We start from the raw sequence: 15,832 nt of genomic DNA on the forward strand, positions 1-15,832 counted from the left end.
GATACTCGGTAGTCCTGCCATGCGCTTGCTAAAACGTATTCTGCTTCTGCTTATTGCGCTGATTCTGCTGGCGCTACTCGGTCTGTGGCTGACCTTGCATCAGAGCCTGCCGCGGCTCGACGGCGAGTTGACGCTACCGGGATTATCGGCGCCCGTGCAGATCGAACGCGATGCACTCGGCACCGCCACGGTGCGTGCGCAGAATCGCCGCGATCTGTCATTCGCCTTGGGTTTTGTGCATGCGCAGGAACGGTTTTTCCAGATGGATCTTATGCGTCGCAGCGCCGCCGGCGAGCTTGCTGAACTGGTCGGCGCGGCGGCGCTGCCGCTCGATCGCCTGCGTCGCCCGCATCGTCTGCGCGCGCGTTTTGCCGAGGCTGTCGCCAAGGCCGATGCGGCCGAACACGATCTACTCGCCAGTTATCGCGATGGCGTGAACGCCGGACTTGCGCAACTCGGCGCACGGCCATGGGAATATATTTTGCTCGGGCAAACGCCCGCACCGTGGCGCGATGAGGATTCGGCACTGATCATCGGCGCGATGTATTTCGACCTCAACGACGGCGGCAATACGCGCGAGCTTGCCTTCGCAAAAATCCACGCCGCATTGCCGCCATCGGTCTACAAGTTCTTGAGTGCATCGGGCGGCGCGGCAGATGCACCGCTGCTTGGTTTGCCGCTGCGCTCACCGACATTACCTTCCGCTACCGAACTGGATTTGCGCAAACTCGATCCGGCGTTGCTGCGTGTTCCAGCGGATGCCGCCGAGCCGCATACGATTCCCGGCAGCAACAGTTTTGGCGTGGCCGGCGCGCTCACGCAAAGCGGTGCCGCGCTGATCGCCAACGACATGCATCTCGGCCTGCGCGTACCCGGACTGTGGTTTCGCGCGCGATTGGTTTATCCGAACCCGCGCCATCGCGGCGAGGATGTCGATGTCAGCGGCGTCAGCCTGCCCGGCACGCCGGGCATCGTGGTCGGCAGCAATCGGCACGTGGCATGGGCGTTCACCAACAGCTACGGCGACTGGGCCGACTGGGTGCGCATCACGCTCGATCCCGCCGATCAGACGCGCTATCGCACCGCGGATGGCTGGTACAGCATCAAGACCTTCCCCGAGCTCATCAAGGTGCACGGCGGCGCGGATGAAAAACTCGACGTGCGCGAAACCCGCTGGGGCCCGATTCTGGGTACCGATGCCGACGACACGCCACTCGCGCTCGCATGGATCGCGGCGCAACCCGGCGGCGCCAATCTCGATCAGATGAAAATGGAGCTGGCCGATTCCGCCGACGAGATAATCGACATCGCCAATCGCAGCGGTATGCCACCACAAAACATCATCGTCGGTGATCGCGCCGGCAACTTGGAGTGGAGCATTTCCGGACGCATTCCCAAGCGCACGGGCGACTATGATCCGCTGCTGCCGTCGGACTGGAGCCAGCCGAATATCGGCTGGAACGGCTGGCTCGATCCGAATCTTTATCCGCGTATCGCCAATCCAAATTCGCATCGTTTGTGGACCGCAAACTCTCGCGTAGTCGATGACGAATGGCTGAAGCTGATCGGCGACAGCGGCTACGATTTCGGTGCGCGTTCAAGCCAGATTCGCGACGATCTCAAGGCCAAGGAAAAATTCGCCGCGTCCGACATGCTGGAGATTCAGCTCGATGACCGTGCCTTGTTCATGGCGCAATGGAAAGGCGTGCTCGAAAAAACTCTCGGCAGCGCAGGCAACGATACCGCGCTGGTTGCCATGAAAACACAGCTGGCGAGCTGGTCAGGCCATGCCGATACCGCGTCGGTGAGTTATCGCCTTGTGCGCGATTTCCGCCGCGAGGTGGTCGATACCGTGCTCGATGGTTTTGCCGCGGCGGTGCGCGTGAAGTTCGCCGATTTCAAACTGCCAAAAATCGGCCAGTCCGAAACTTTGGTGCAGGCAATCGTGGCGCAGCGCGCGCCGCATCTGCTGCCGCCGGGGTATGCAAGCTGGGATGATCTGCTGCTGAAATGCGCCACGCGTGTTGCGCATTATCTCGACCAACAGCCCGGCGGTATTGCTGCGCGTAGCTGGGGCGAGTTCAACAAAAGCGACATCCATCACCCACTCGCCAATGCGCTGCCACTGATCGGCCGCTGGCTGTCGATGCCGCGCGACGGCTTGCCCGGTGACTCGTTCATGCCAAGAGTGCAAGGCGCGGATTTCGGCGCGTCGGAACGTTTGGCCGTCGCGCCTGGGCACGAGGAAGAAGGTTATCTCGAACTGGCTGGTGGCCAGAGCGATCACCCGTTATCACCGTTCTTCGGCGCCGGTCATGCTGACTGGATGCAAGGCAAGCCAACGCCATTCCTGCCGGGTGCAACAAAATATACTTTGCAGCTTTCTCCACAAAGCCACTGATTGCCCAATCGGAAGAAAAACTCCAAACACCCAGTTGCAATGACTCCCGGCGCGTGAATTTTTCCGCGCCGGGCTTCTCACCGGATTCGCGTCATGCGATCACGATTCGGTGCTAACGCCGTCAAAGCATTACAATGGTGCACTGCGTTAAATTCGCGTCCGCCCCATTTCCCGGTCATCGCATGCCTTTAGTTACCCTGCAAAATCTCGATTTCAGCGTTGGCGGCCCGTTGCTGCTCAAGCAAATCAATCTCGCCATCGAACCAAACGAACGCGTCTGCGTGGTCGGGCGCAATGGCGCTGGCAAGTCCACGCTGCTGAAACTCATCGCCGGTGAAATCCGCCCGGATGACGGCGAAGTGCGCGTGCAATCCGGCGTACGCATCGCGCGGCTAGCGCAGGAAGTGCCGCAGAACGCGAGCGGCAGCGTGTTCGACGTCGTGGCCGAAGCACTCGGCGATATTGGCGCGTTGCTGGCGCAGTATCACCATCTGATTCACGAGCTCGAACACGATGGCAATGCCGATGAACTCGGCGATGTGCAAGCCAAGATCGAAGCGCAGCACGGCTGGTCGCTGGAGCAACGAGTCACTCAGGTATTGTCGCGTTTGTCGCTGCCTGAAGATATCGATTTCAGCGCGCTTTCCGGCGGCATGAAACGTCGCGTTCTGCTCGCGCGCGCGCTGGTTGTGCAGCCGGATTTGCTGTTGCTGGACGAGCCGACCAACCATCTCGACATCGCTGCCATTGAATGGCTCGAAGATTTCCTGCGCAGCTTCGGCGGCAGCCTGTTATTCATCACCCATGACCGTGGTTTTCTGCGCCGGCTCGCCACGCGCATCGTCGAGGTGGATCGCGGCAACATCACCAGTTGGCCCGGCGATTACGAAAATTATCTGCGCCGGCGCGAAGAACGTCTGCACGCCGAAGCGCAGGCCGATGCGTTGTTCGACAAAAAACTCGCGCAGGAAGAAGTCTGGATTCGCCAAGGCATCAAGGCGCGCCGCACGCGCAACGAAGGCCGCGTGCGTGCACTCGAAGCGCTGCGCGAAGAACGCTCCGAGCGCCGTGAACTTGGCGGCAACGTGCGCATGGAAGTGACCGCGACCAAGTCCTCCGGCAAGATCGTGATCGACGCCGAGCACATGAGTTTTGCCTACGCCGATCGCACCTTGGTGAACGATCTGACCTGCAAGGTTCTCCGCGGCGATCGCATCGGTATCGTCGGCCCGAACGGCGCTGGCAAGACCACACTGATCAAACTGTTGCTCGGCCAGCTCGCGCCGGACAGCGGCACAGTCAAGGTCGGCACCAATCTCGAACTCGCGTATTTCGATCAGCACCGCAGTATTTTGCGCGAGGACTGGACCGCGCTCGACAACGTTGCCGAAGGCCGCGAGTTCATCGAGATCAACGGTGCGCGCAAACACGTGATGGGTTATCTGCAGGATTTTCTGTTCACGCCCGACCGCGCGCGCGCGACGATCAGCGCGTTGTCTGGCGGCGAGCGCAATCGCCTGCTGCTGGCCAAGTTGTTCGCCAAGCCGTCGAATTTTCTGGTGATGGATGAACCGACCAACGACCTCGATATCGAAACTCTGGAACTGCTCGAAGAATTACTCGGCGAGTACCAGGGCACGTTGCTGCTGGTATCACACGATCGCGAATTTCTCGACAACGTCGTCACCAGTGTGCTCGCGCTCGAAGGCCACGGCCAGGTGCGCGAATACGTCGGTGGATATGCCGACTGGTTGCGCCAGCGCGGCACACGCGAATCACGTATAAAAGTACAGAATGCGGAAAAAGCCACAAGTATAGAAAAATCGACGCCCGCCACTGCAGCCATCGCGGCACCAGCGCCCGCCAAACGCAAACTCAGCAACAAGGAAGCCCGCGAGCTCGATCAACTGACCAAACGCATCGCCGAATTCGAGCAACGTATCGCCGAGCTCAGTGCAAAAATCCAGTCACCGGAATTTTATCGCCAGGGCGCTGCTGCTGTAGTTGCAGCGAACGATGAGCTGGCCTTGCAGCAGGCGCAGCTTGATCAGGCATTTGCACGGTGGGAAGAACTGGAAAGCTGAATCGTTTGTCGCTTATGTTTGGCGATAACGACGCCTGCGCAGCAAGGTCGCAAGCACGATCAAAACACTGATCGCAAACAGGCTCCAGCGGCTCAACGCCGGTAGAATCGTAGGCAGGATAAAGGCTACCGGTGCGAGGGTCGTCGCCACATAATCTGTGGCGCTATCGGCTGCCGTCGCCGGCAACGCTGCGGCATCGGGCGGCGTCATCGCCAGCGCCAGACTGCCGCTGTTCGGTGCCTGATCGGCATCGAATCCAAACGCGTACATCGTACCCCAATTCAGCGTATTGCCATCCGGCGCCTGCCAGACGATATGCTGATCCGCTATCGTCGCCACCCAGTCATTCATCGGGTTGGCATCGGCATCCGCGAATGTCAGATTGCTGATATTCACTCCTGCAGCAACCGGTACGGAAAACCGGCTGAAGCCCACGTTCGAGAGCAATTTCAGGCCTTGCGGATTCACGCTCGAGTCGTCACTGGCATGGGCCGGATCGATCACGGCGTGCGCAAAGTCGACGTTCATCACGGCGTAATCGTAATGGTATTTCCCACCGCCGAGCGCGTGCGTGCGCACCACGATACGGGCGTGACCATCTGGCGTGGCGATCTCGATATTATCGCTGTCGATCGCGACCACGCCGGGCGGTGGCGACCATGCGTTGACGACCGGACCGCCGCTCAGATCGCCGGTATCGAATTGCCAGATTGAGCTTATGCCATCGCCGCCGAGCACCTTGTGGAAATTCGACAGCATGCGATAACCCATGCTGCTGTAGGGGGTTTGCGCGTCACGAATGACATACCAATATTCGAAAAAATATTGCGCGCCCGCATTCAGCGCCGGCGCGATATCGCTTTCGCGCACGACCATGTGGCGGCGCGGATCGACCGTACCGTATTCGCCGCTCGGACCCGCGTTTTGACCGCTGCAGATCGGATCGAAAATCGAGCCGCAACGTCCCACTGCCCGGTCGCCGGCACGATTTCGCGGCGTGGGCCGAGGTAATCCTCAAAGTCGTTGGTCGCGCCGCTGTAATTATCCTGGCAGGTTGGATACAACACACTCGGCGCGTGGCCGGGATCGCAGCCACATTGAAAATTCACGCTGTAAAACGCGTGCTTGGCGGCTGAAACGCCGATCTGTTTGATAACGCCATTCGCATCGACAAGATACAGATTCCACACCAGATACGGATGTTGATCGTTGTTGTACGGCGGCTGCGGCTGGCCGTGATTGTTGCGATTGAACATCGCATTCCACGCCACCGAACTCGTGCCGATATTCTGCAACGACGCATCCGGCGCAAGTACGACCAGACCGTCGGTGCTATCGGGTGTGCAGTTGCTGAAGCCGACATCGGTCGGAATTTTGCAGCGCTCGAAATTGATCTGATCAGGCATACCGCCAGTGAGATCAGCGCCGCCCTGGATCAAGCTTATTTCGACCGGATTCGACGGCGATTGCCATTCGTAGCTGGTCGCGCACATCGGCAGTGTCGAGGCGGCGGATTGCGCTGTCGTCGTAAGCAGCGGCGCATGCGCCGTCGATATCGAATCGAGCGCACCGACCAGCATGTTGGCGAATTCGGGACGTCCCAGCGCCGCCGCGAATTGCGCCGACAAACGCAGGTTCATGTTGGTCAGACTCAAGGTTTGGCCATCTGCGCTGAGTGCGTAATGCGGATGATCGAGACGAAACCAGACCCGCCCAGCACGATCGACAACCTGCATGCCGAAATTGCTGCCCGGCGCGGGCTGCAACTCAAAGCCGCGCAAGTCGGCCGTACCGCCGTTGAACTGCAATACGAAGCCACCCGCATGCCTCAAGCCACCGCCGGTCAACGCGGTGAGTTGTCGGCCGCGCGCAGAAAATTCGAGCGTGCTTTGCGTTGAACCGGAAAACGAAATTTGCTGATACGCACGGCTGCGATGCTGCGGCGGAAGCGTTATCGCGCTTTCAGTCTGGACAACTTTTATGCCTAGTGGACCGAGTAGATCCTGATTGAAATACCATGTGGTTTGCGACGCCGAGCTGGTCCAATGATCAGACGTGTTGACCCGTTGCGAAGCGCTAATCGGCGCGCTCGCTTGCGCCAATGAATGCAAAAACCCCAGCGCGAAAAAAAACATGGCGAACACGCGGGCAAAGGATTTCATATCGACTCACGCGGCGCCATCAACTGCGACAGAACACCTTCATACAGCGCCGGCAATCGCTCCAATTCATCGAGCGCGATATTCTCGTCGATCTTGTGGATGCTCGCGTTAGTCGGGCCGAGCTCCACGACTTCGGCGCCAAGCGGCGCGATGAAGCGCGCGTCGGACGTGCCGCCGCCGGTATCGGCAAGCGGTGTGATGCCGAGCTGCGTTTTGATGACGTGCGTCACCGCATCGCGCAGCGAACCTTCGCGTGTCAGGAATGGCTCGCCGGATAAATTCCACTCGAGCACATGATCGAGCTCATGATTTCGCAAAATCGCTGCGACGCGCGCCTGCAAATCCTCGGCGCGACTGGCCGTGCCGAAGCGAAAATTGAACTGCAAATCTAGTTGTCCGGGAATCACATTGCCGACGCCGGTGCCGGCGTGGATGTTGGAAATCTGGAATGAGGTTGGTGGGAATGCCTCGTTACCTTCGTCCCAAACTTCAGCCGTCAATTCGGCCAAGGCAGCGGCAAATTCATGAATCGGATTGCGCGCTTTTTCGGGATAAGCGACATGTCCTTGCACGCCGTTCACACGCAGGTTTCCACTGAGCGAACCACGTCGTCCGACACGAACGATGTCACCGAGCTGCGTCTGCGAAGACGGCTCGCCGACGATGCAAAAATCGATGTGCTGACGACGCTGGCGAAATTCCTCGACGACGCGTTTTACGCCGTCCTGCGACGGGCCTTCTTCATCGCTGGTCAGCAGCAATGCAACGGTGCCGCGATGATCGGGATGCGCGCCGACAAAATTTTCGAGCGCCAAGGTCATCGCCGCGACGCCAGATTTCATGTCCGCCGCGCCACGGCCGTATAAACGTCCATCGCGCACGGTCGGCGCGAACGGCGGCGAAGTCCAGGCCGATTCCGGCCCGCTCGGCACGACATCGGTATGCCCGAGCAACACCAGCAGCGGGCAGCCTTCGCCGTGTGTTGCCCAGAGGTTTTGCACTTCGCCGAACGGCAGGTGTTCGATGCGGAATCCGCAGCGCGCGAGACGCTGCGCCAGCAAATCCTGGCAGCCAGCGTCATGCGGCGTGACCGAGACGCGGCGGATCAGTTCACAGCTGAGATCGAAAATTTCCGACACGCGATGCCTTTATTTCTGCTTGAACATCTCGCCGAATTTCTTCGCCGCAAATCCGACATTCACGGTATCGCCCTGCACCACCACGGGACGTTTGATCAACGCTGGAAACTCCTTGACCAAGGCCAGCCATTCGACATCCGACGGCGGTTCTTTTTTATCCGCAGGAAGATCGCGCCAGGTGTAGCTCGCGCGATTGACGAGTTTTTCCCAGCCGAGCTGTTTCGACCAAAGTTTGAGCTTGGCCGGCGCGACCGGATTGTCGCGGTAATCGGTGAATTCAAAATCGACCTTGTGATCTTTCAACCACTCACGTGCTTTATCGCACGTGCTGCACTTTTCCAGACCGAATACCTGCACCATCTTTGTTCCCCATTGGATTAATTTTTACGCCGAGCAAGCCGGATCATTCCACGCCGCGCAGCAAATCGTTGACCGCCGTTTTTGCCCGCGTCTGCGCATCGACCTGCTTGACGATCACCGCGCAACTCAAGCTGTACTTTCCGTCCGCCGACGGCAAACTGCCGGGCACGACCACGCTGCCAGCTGGCACCCGACCGTATACCGTTTCGCCTGTCAAACGATTGTAGATGCGCGTCGACTGGCTGATGAACACGCCCATGCTGAGCACGCAGCCGCGCTCGACGATCACGCCTTCGACCACTTCGGAACGCGCGCCGATGAAACAGTCGTCTTCGATGATCGTCGGCCCGGCCTGCAGCGGTTCGAGCACGCCACCGATGCCGACACCGCCGGAAAGATGCACGTTCGCGCCGATCTGCGCACACGAGCCGACCGTGGCCCAGGTATCGACCATCGTGCCCGCACCGACAAACGCGCCGATGTTGACGAAGCTTGGCATCAGCACGACATCGCGCGCGATAAACGCGCCACGCCGCACCACCGCGCCGGGTACAACACGCGCACCGCCAGCGCGAAAATCCGCCTCGGTGTAACCGTCGAAACGCAATGGCACCTTGTCGAAATACGGAGCGGGCACGCCATCGCCCATGACTTGATTCGGCGTGATCTTGAAATACAACAGCACGGCTTTTTTCAGCCACTGATTGACGCGCCAGCCACCGGCTGGATCGATCTCGGCAACGCGTTTCTCGCCGGACTCGAGCAAACTCAGGACTCTTTCGACGGCGGGACGCAAACGGGTTTCGATCTCGGTTGTGGTCAGATCGGTGCGGCGTTCCCAGGCGTCGTCTATTACGGCTTCAAGTTCTTGCATGTATTCCTCATGGTGCCGGCAATCAACCGGCTTTGGCCGACCATGGCGCATCGTCGATCTGCGCGCTCAGGCGTCGCAGCAGAGCGCTGCGCAAAATGTCGAGCGTATCGGTGTGCAGGATCGCGCGATTGTTCTGGTCGGTGATTTCAAAAAAATCCTCGGCGCGTTCGCCGAAGGTCGCGATCCGCGCATCATGCACGCGCACGCGGCATTCGCGAAAGGCTTGCGCCACCGCCGCGAGCAAACCCGGATGATCCGAACACACCAGCGCGACCTGGGTGCGTGCATTACCGGGTTGCTGGGTGAATTCGATGCGGGTCGGTACATGAAAATGGCGCAGGCTGCGCGCCGGTGTGCGGCGCGAGATCTGTGCATCGAGCACGGGTTTGGCCAGCGCGCGACGCAAGGTGGCAAGGGCATTGGCCGCCGCGTCGGTGCTGAGCGCTTTGCCGTGACGATCGAGCACAAGAAAACTATCGAGTGCCAAACCACCGCGCGAATTCGCGACGCGCGCAGCATGCACGCTGAGCTGCAGTCGATCGAGCACCGCGGTCAAGGTCGCGAACAAACCATCGCGATCCGGCGAGCAGACGAAGATTTCAGTAGCACCACTCGCGCTGTCGGGTTCGATCAGGATCAGCGGCATATCGGCGGCATCCGCTCGCGCAAGTGCGCCGGTTTGCCAGGCGATCTGATCGGGGCGATAACGCAGGAAACTCTGACTCGGCCAATCGGCCCAGACTCTATTCGCTGCCTCCGCGGCTACGCCTTGCTCGGCGAGCAACATGCGCGCCTCGCGCTGGCACGCAGCGATCCGCTCATCAGCGTGCGGCGGGCGCTCCAGCCCTTGGCGCAATACATAACGCGCCGAGGTGTACAAATCGGCGAGCAAGGTTTCTTTCCACGAATTCCACAACTTCGGGCTGGTGCCGCAAATGTCCGCGACGGTGAGCAGATACAGATGATCGAGGCGCTCGGAATCCGCCAGCGCCACGGCAAACGCATGCACCACATCGGGATCGGTGATGTCCTGGCGTTGCGCGGTAGTGCTCATGAGCAGATGCCAGCGCACGAGCCACGCGACCTCTTCGACTTCGGCTTCGAACAAACCGAGCTGGATACAGAACGCACGTGCATCGTGCTCGCCGAGCGCGGAATGATCGCCGCCACGACCCTTGGCGATATCGTGGAACAGCGCCGCGAGCAATAACAGTTCCGGTTTGAGCAGGCGCGTGAAAACCTCATGCGCGAGCGCAAATTCGTGGTTGACGACGGGCTTGGCAAAGCGCGCGACGAAACGCAGCACGCGCAGCGTGTGCTCATCCACGGTGTAGACGTGGAACAGATCGTATTGCATGCGACCGACGACCTGGCCGAACGCGGGCAGATAAAGCGCCAGCACGCCAAGCCGATTCATGCGCGCGAGCGCCTCGACCGCCGGCGCGCCTTTGCGCAACAGGCGCGCGAACGCGGCATTGACGTGCTCGTCGTCAGCCAGCGTGGCACCCACGGTCACGAGCGCCTGCTGGATGCGACGCGTGAGATCGGCACGCAGGCCGATCAATTCGGGATGTTCGATCCACACTCGGAACAGGTCGATCAATGCTGCCGGTCGTTGCAGGAACAGATCCGACGTATCGCTGTCGAGACGATTGCCGATGCTGACAAAATCGATACTGAGCCGCCGCACTTGCTGCGCGTGCGGATCGGTATCGAACTGTTCTTCGCAACGCTGCAGGAATTGTTCGGTGATGCGCTTGACGCTGATCGCGGCGCGGAAAAAATCCTGCATGAATTGCTCGACCGCAAGATTTTTCGCGTGCTCGTCGGCATAACCGAGCTGGCGCGCGAGATCGCGCTGATAATCGAATAGCAGACGTTCTTCGCCACGTTTCGCGAGCAGATGCAGGGCGTAGCGAATCCGCCAGATTTGCGCGCGCGCCGCATCGAGACGTTCGGCTTCGTCATCTAGCAACATGCCGGCCTGCACGAGTTCCGCCAAGCTCGGCGCGGCAAACAAATGCCGTCCCAGCCAGCCGAGTAATTGCAGACTGCGCAAGCCGCCAGGCCCTTCCTTGATATTCGGTTCGAGGTTGTAGGCGGTATCGTTGTAACGCTCATTGCGTGCGAGCCATTCGGCACGCTTGGCCAGAAAATAATCGCGTGCCGGCCACAACGACGGCGCGGCCAGCGCTTTCTGCAACGCCGCTTCGAGCGCGATATCGCCGGCGATGCGGCGCCGTTCGAGCAGATTGGTCATCACCCCGACATCGCTGCCGGCAAATTCGACATTTTGCGCAATACTGCGCACGGCATGACCGGGTTTCAGGCCGATATCCCACAGGCACGCAAAAAACGCTTCGAGAGCGCGCAACAACGATGGCGGCGCAATGCCGACCAGCGCAAGCAGATCGACATCGGAATAAGGAAACAATTCGGCGCGACCGAAACCACCGACCGCAAACAACGCCGCCTGGTTGCTGTCGCCAATCAGCGCGATCCAGACATGCACAAGCACGCGCTCGACCGCCGCCGCGCGTGTTTGCACGAGAAATTCGACCGGTTCGCCGGCATGAAAACGTCCGGCCAGATCACGCTCGACGTCGCCGAGCAATTGCCGCAACGCTTGGCGTGCTTCGGTGGAAACGCCGGAACACGCGACCGGCGTCGGCAGGCGCGGCAAACGCAGCGGAGCCGGTGCCACGCTCACCGCGTTATGCCGCTTTCGGCCACGGCGTGAGGATCTCGAACCCGTCTTCGGTGACGAGGATGGTGTGTTCCCACTGCGCCGACAGCGAATGATCCTTGGTCACCACGGTCCAGCCATCCGGCAACAGACGTGTGTGGCGCGTGCCAGCATTGACCATCGGCTCGATCGTGAAAGTCATGCCAGGTTTTAATGTAAGGCCAGTACGCGGCTGGCCGTAATGCAACACTTGCGGATCCTCGTGATAAATCTGGCCGATGCCGTGGCCGCAATATTCGCGCACCACCGAAAAACGCTCAGCCTCGACGAACCGCTGGATGGCGTGACCGATATCGCCGAGCGTAGCGCCAGGCATCACTTGCTCGATACCGCGCATCATCGACTCGAACGTGACGTCGACCAGGCGCTTCGCCAGCACCGATGGTTCGCCTGCAAAAAACATGCGGCTGGTATCGCCGTGGAATCCATCCTTGATCACGGTCACGTCGATATTGACGATATCGCCATCCTTGAGCACCTTGGCCGGATTCGGGATGCCGTGGCAGATCACGTTGTTGACAGACGTGCACAGGGTTTTCGGAAAACCCTTGTAACCGACGTTGGCCGGAATGGCTTTCTGCACGTTGACGATGTGGTCGTGGCAGATGCGATCGAGCTCTTCGGTGGTGATGCCGGGTTTGACGTGCGGACGCACGACTTCGAGCACTTCGGCGGCAAGTTTGCCGGCGACGCGCATCTTTTCGATCTGCTCGGGAGTTTTGATGGTGACGGGCATGGAATCTCCGGATTAAACGCGCATTCGCCGCGCTACTTGTCTGGTGCGGGCCGCGCAGGTTAGAATTGTACGGATTTATTCGCCTGCTATGTAAGGCCGCAGTCGGGTGAACAAAAGTATCGGCAACGCCTATGGCGGAACCCGCTACGACGCGCATTTGCGCAAATCCGCACACGTATCGTCACCGTGCACCGGGGTGCCGCGCTACTTTAACAGAGCAGCGCGGTCGGACACAGCGGATACGTGGAGGCTCAACCCCGGACGTCACCCGCCCCAATAACCGGCGGCCGTCCATATGCTTGGAGTTTTACCATGCCACAGACCACCATGCGCCAGATGCTTGAAGCCGGCGTGCATTTCGGCCATCAAACGCGTTACTGGAATCCGCGCATGGCGCCGTACATCTTCGGCGCCCGCGGCAAGATCCACATCATCAATCTCGAAAAAACCCTGCCGCTGTTCAACGACGCGATGAATTTCCTGTCGGGCATGGCGCAGAAGCGCGGCAACATCCTGTTTGTCGGCACCAAGCGTTCGGCGCGCGACACGATCAAGGAAGAAGCCGCACGTTGCGGCATGCCGTACGTATCGCACCGCTGGCTCGGCGGCATGCTGACCAACTTCCGCACCGTCAAGCAGTCGATCGCCCGCCTGAAAGAACTTGAGGCGATGAGCAGCGATGGCAGCCTGCAGAAGCGCGTCAAGCATGAAATCCTGACGCTTTCGCGCGAGCAGGAAAAACTCGACAAGTCGCTCGGCGGCATCAAGAACATGAACGGCTTGCCGGATGCGTTGTTCGTGATCGATATCGGCCACGAGAACATCGCCATCCTCGAAGCGCAGAAGCTCGGCATTCCGATCATCGCCGTGGTCGATACCAACTACGATCCGAAGGGCATCGATTACGCGATCCCGGGCAACGACGACGCCATCCGCGCCGTGCAGTTGTACGCGCGCGCTGCCGCTGATGCCGTGCTCGAAGGCAAGGCTGCCGCACCGATCATCGTCAGCTCGGCCAAGGACGAGTTCGTCGAGACCGACGCCGAAGGCAATCCGGTGCGCAAGCAAGCCGACGATCGCAACAAGCGTCCGGCGCCGAACAACAAGCGTCCGCCGGCTGGCAAGAAGCCGGCTCCGCGTCACCCGGCGTCGGCTGCTGGCAAGCGTCCTGAGCGTAATGATGCGCCGCGTGCTGAAGCTGCAGCACCGGCACCGGTTGAAGCTGCGGCACCTGCCGCCGCCGCACCTGCCAGCGATGCACCTGCGGCCGAGTAAATCGGTTGCCTGAGCTGCAGCGGAGTCGATCTGCTGCAGCTTTTGAATCGGGCGATTTTGCAAGATCGCCCGACTTTAAAACAGCCAGGCTTTAAAACGGACTGCATGGCCGCAATATAGCTGCCGTCAATACGCTGCAAAATAAACACGCGTCGCCGCAATGGCGCGCTCAACACTTCACGATAGAGGTTCCCATGGAAATCAATGCAAGCATGGTCAAGGAACTGCGCGAGCGTTCCGGCGCCGGCATGATGGAATGCAAGAAAGCGCTCACCGAAAACGCCGGCAATGTCGATGCGTCGATCGAGTGGCTGCGCAAACAAGGCCTGGCCAAGGCCGACAAGAAAGCCGGCCGTATCGCCGCTGAAGGTCGCGTTGCGCTCGCGCAGGACGGCGGTAAAGCCGTGCTGGTCGAGATCAATTCCGAGACCGATTTCGTCGCCAAGGACGAAAACTTCCTCGCGTTCACCGCGATGGTCGCCAAGCAGGCTTTGACGTCTGGTGCTGCCGATGTCGAAGCGCTGAAGAGCGCCGATGCCGGCACCGGCGTGACCGTCGAAGTGGCGCGCCAGACTCTGGTCGCGAAGGTCGGCGAGAACGTGCAGATCCGCCGCATGGTGCGCGTCGACAGCACTAACACCGTCGGTGCATACGTACACGGTGGCCGCATTGGCGTGCTGATCGAGCTGAAGGGCGGCAGCGCCGAACTCGCACGCGGCATCGCGATGCATGTCGCGGCGATGAATCCGCCGCATATTTCGCCGGATCATGTGCCTGCGCACATCGTCGCCAAGGAAAAGGAAATCGCGCTGGAGCAGATCAAGGACTCGGGCAAGCCTGCCGACATCCTCGAAAAGATGATCCAGGGCAAGTTGCGCAAGACGCTCGCGGAAATCAGCCTGACCGGTCAGCAGTATGTGATCGACAGCAGCATCACCGTCGAAGCCGCGTTGAAGAAGGAAGGCGCCGAGGTCTTGGCAATGCATCGCCTGGCCGTTGGTGAAGGCATCGAGAAGCCGCAGGGCGACGATTTTGCTACCGAAGTGATGAAACAGGCAGGTCTGGCGTAAGATCATTCGAGCGCCGGATTGTGATTCCAGCGCTTCGGTAATTTGTTGAACGAGGAAATCCGCTTCGATCAAATACTCCAGCACAATCTACGCGTGATCGATCTCCAACCGGGCTCGGGAACGATCACGCGAATACAGCTAGCAGCCGTTCATGGTGAGCCCCGCCATGAACGGCTTTTTCTTGCCTGAAACATTGAGGATCTGTCATGCCCGCCGATATCAAATACAAACGCATCCTCCTCAAACTCAGCGGTGAAGCCTTGCTCGGCGAGGCCGACTACGGCGTCGATCCGAAAGTGCTGAATCGCCTCGCACGCGAAATCATCGAAGTACAACGCGCTGGCGTGCAGGTGGGTGTAGTCATCGGCGGCGGCAATATTTTCCGCGGTGAAGGCCTTGCCGCAACCGGCATGGATCGCGTCACCGGCGATCATATGGGCATGCTCGCCACCGTGATGAATGCGCTGGCGATGCAAGACGCGCTGGAAAAACTCGGCTCCTCGGTGCGTGTGATGAGTGCGATCAAGATCAACCAGGTGTGCGAGGACTATATCCGCCGCCGCGCCGTGCGCCATCTCGAAAAAGGCCGCATCGCGATCTTCGCCGCCGGCACCGGCAATCCATTTTTCACTACCGATTCGGCCGCTGCGCTGCGCGCGATCGAGGTCGGCGCCGGTCTGTTGCTGAAGGCCACCAAGGTCGATGGCGTCTACAGCGCTGATCCGAAAAAAGACCAGAACGCCACGCGTTACGAACGGCTTTCCTACGAAGAAGTGATCCAGCGTAATCTGCAGGTGATGGACACCAGCGCGATCGCGTTGTGTCGCGACCACCGCATGCCGCTGCGTATCTACGACATGTCGCGCGGCGGCGACCTGATGCGCATCATGCGCGGCGAGCAGGTTGGCACGCTGGTCGATAGCGGCCGCTGATAACCGGTTCTGACTTCGTTCGCGGCAGCGCAGCACTCAAACGACTGCGCGCC

The 15,832-nt window shown here is 60.1% G+C and carries 12 protein-coding genes; 5 read left to right on the forward strand and 7 right to left on the reverse strand.

What is annotated here, in order from left to right; genetic code table 11:
- The first annotated feature begins 19 nt into the window (after positions 1–19).
- Both ELE36_RS14480 and ELE36_RS14485 read left to right on the forward strand, forming a co-directional pair.
- Positions 20–2,401 (forward strand): penicillin acylase family protein, encoded by a 2,382-nt coding sequence (locus ELE36_RS14480; protein WP_129834495.1) that lies wholly within the window; start codon positions 20–22, stop codon positions 2,399–2,401.
- Positions 2,402–2,583: 182 nt separating this feature from the next.
- Positions 2,584–4,485, forward strand: a complete 1,902-nt coding sequence (locus tag ELE36_RS14485) for an ATP-binding cassette domain-containing protein (RefSeq protein ID WP_129834497.1) — start codon at positions 2,584–2,586, stop codon at positions 4,483–4,485.
- A 12-nt stretch (positions 4,486–4,497) separates the two neighbouring features.
- On the opposite strand, the gene ELE36_RS14490 is transcribed toward ELE36_RS14485, so the two are convergent.
- From ELE36_RS14490 to map, 7 genes are read right to left on the reverse strand one after another with little or no spacing between them, the layout of a single operon-like run.
- The gene (locus ELE36_RS14490; RefSeq protein WP_129834499.1) at positions 4,498–5,361 is read right to left on the reverse strand and encodes a hypothetical protein; all 864 of its coding nucleotides are present in this window, start codon (positions 5,359–5,361) and stop codon (positions 4,498–4,500) included.
- Positions 5,325–6,647 (reverse strand): hypothetical protein, encoded by a 1,323-nt coding sequence (locus ELE36_RS14495; RefSeq protein WP_129834501.1) that lies wholly within the window; start codon positions 6,645–6,647, stop codon positions 5,325–5,327. The genes ELE36_RS14490 and ELE36_RS14495 overlap by 37 nt, the downstream gene beginning before the upstream one ends.
- Positions 6,644–7,786, reverse strand: coding sequence for a succinyl-diaminopimelate desuccinylase (gene dapE / locus ELE36_RS14500; protein ID WP_129834503.1), 1,143 nt, complete (start codon positions 7,784–7,786; stop codon positions 6,644–6,646). The genes ELE36_RS14495 and dapE overlap by 4 nt, the downstream gene beginning before the upstream one ends.
- A gap of 9 nt (positions 7,787–7,795) precedes the next feature.
- A complete protein-coding gene (locus tag ELE36_RS14505; protein ID WP_129834505.1) occupies positions 7,796–8,146 on the reverse strand; it encodes a Spx/MgsR family RNA polymerase-binding regulatory protein in 351 nt (116 codons plus the stop codon).
- 43 nt (positions 8,147–8,189) lie between these two features.
- Positions 8,190–9,020: a 2,3,4,5-tetrahydropyridine-2,6-dicarboxylate N-succinyltransferase gene (gene dapD, locus ELE36_RS14510; protein WP_129834507.1), complete on the reverse strand. Its 831-nt coding sequence runs from the start codon at positions 9,018–9,020 to the stop codon at positions 8,190–8,192.
- A 22-nt stretch (positions 9,021–9,042) separates the two neighbouring features.
- Positions 9,043–11,730, reverse strand: coding sequence for a [protein-PII] uridylyltransferase (glnD, locus tag ELE36_RS14515; RefSeq protein WP_242512279.1), 2,688 nt, complete (start codon positions 11,728–11,730; stop codon positions 9,043–9,045).
- A gap of 4 nt (positions 11,731–11,734) precedes the next feature.
- The gene (gene map, locus ELE36_RS14520; RefSeq protein ID WP_129834509.1) at positions 11,735–12,502 is read right to left on the reverse strand and encodes a type I methionyl aminopeptidase; all 768 of its coding nucleotides are present in this window, start codon (positions 12,500–12,502) and stop codon (positions 11,735–11,737) included.
- Between the two features lie 312 nt (positions 12,503–12,814).
- Here map and rpsB point away from each other — a divergent pair, with 312 nt between their 5' ends.
- The 3 genes from rpsB (at position 12,815) to pyrH (ending at position 15,779) form a co-directional block, all read left to right on the forward strand.
- Positions 12,815–13,777: a 30S ribosomal protein S2 gene (rpsB, locus tag ELE36_RS14525; protein WP_129834511.1), complete on the forward strand. Its 963-nt coding sequence runs from the start codon at positions 12,815–12,817 to the stop codon at positions 13,775–13,777.
- Between the two features lie 194 nt (positions 13,778–13,971).
- Positions 13,972–14,847 carry a translation elongation factor Ts gene (gene tsf / locus ELE36_RS14530; RefSeq protein WP_129834513.1) on the forward strand — a complete coding sequence of 292 codons (876 nt, stop codon included), beginning with the start codon at positions 13,972–13,974 and terminating at the stop codon, positions 14,845–14,847.
- Between the two features lie 206 nt (positions 14,848–15,053).
- Entirely contained in the window at positions 15,054–15,779 is a 726-nt protein-coding gene (gene pyrH, locus ELE36_RS14535) for a UMP kinase (protein ID WP_129834515.1), read from the forward strand.
- The last annotated feature ends 53 nt before the right edge of the window (positions 15,780–15,832 follow it).

The sequence above is a fragment of the Pseudolysobacter antarcticus genome (assembly GCF_004168365.1).
GTDB lineage: Bacteria > Pseudomonadota > Gammaproteobacteria > Xanthomonadales > Rhodanobacteraceae > Pseudolysobacter > Pseudolysobacter antarcticus.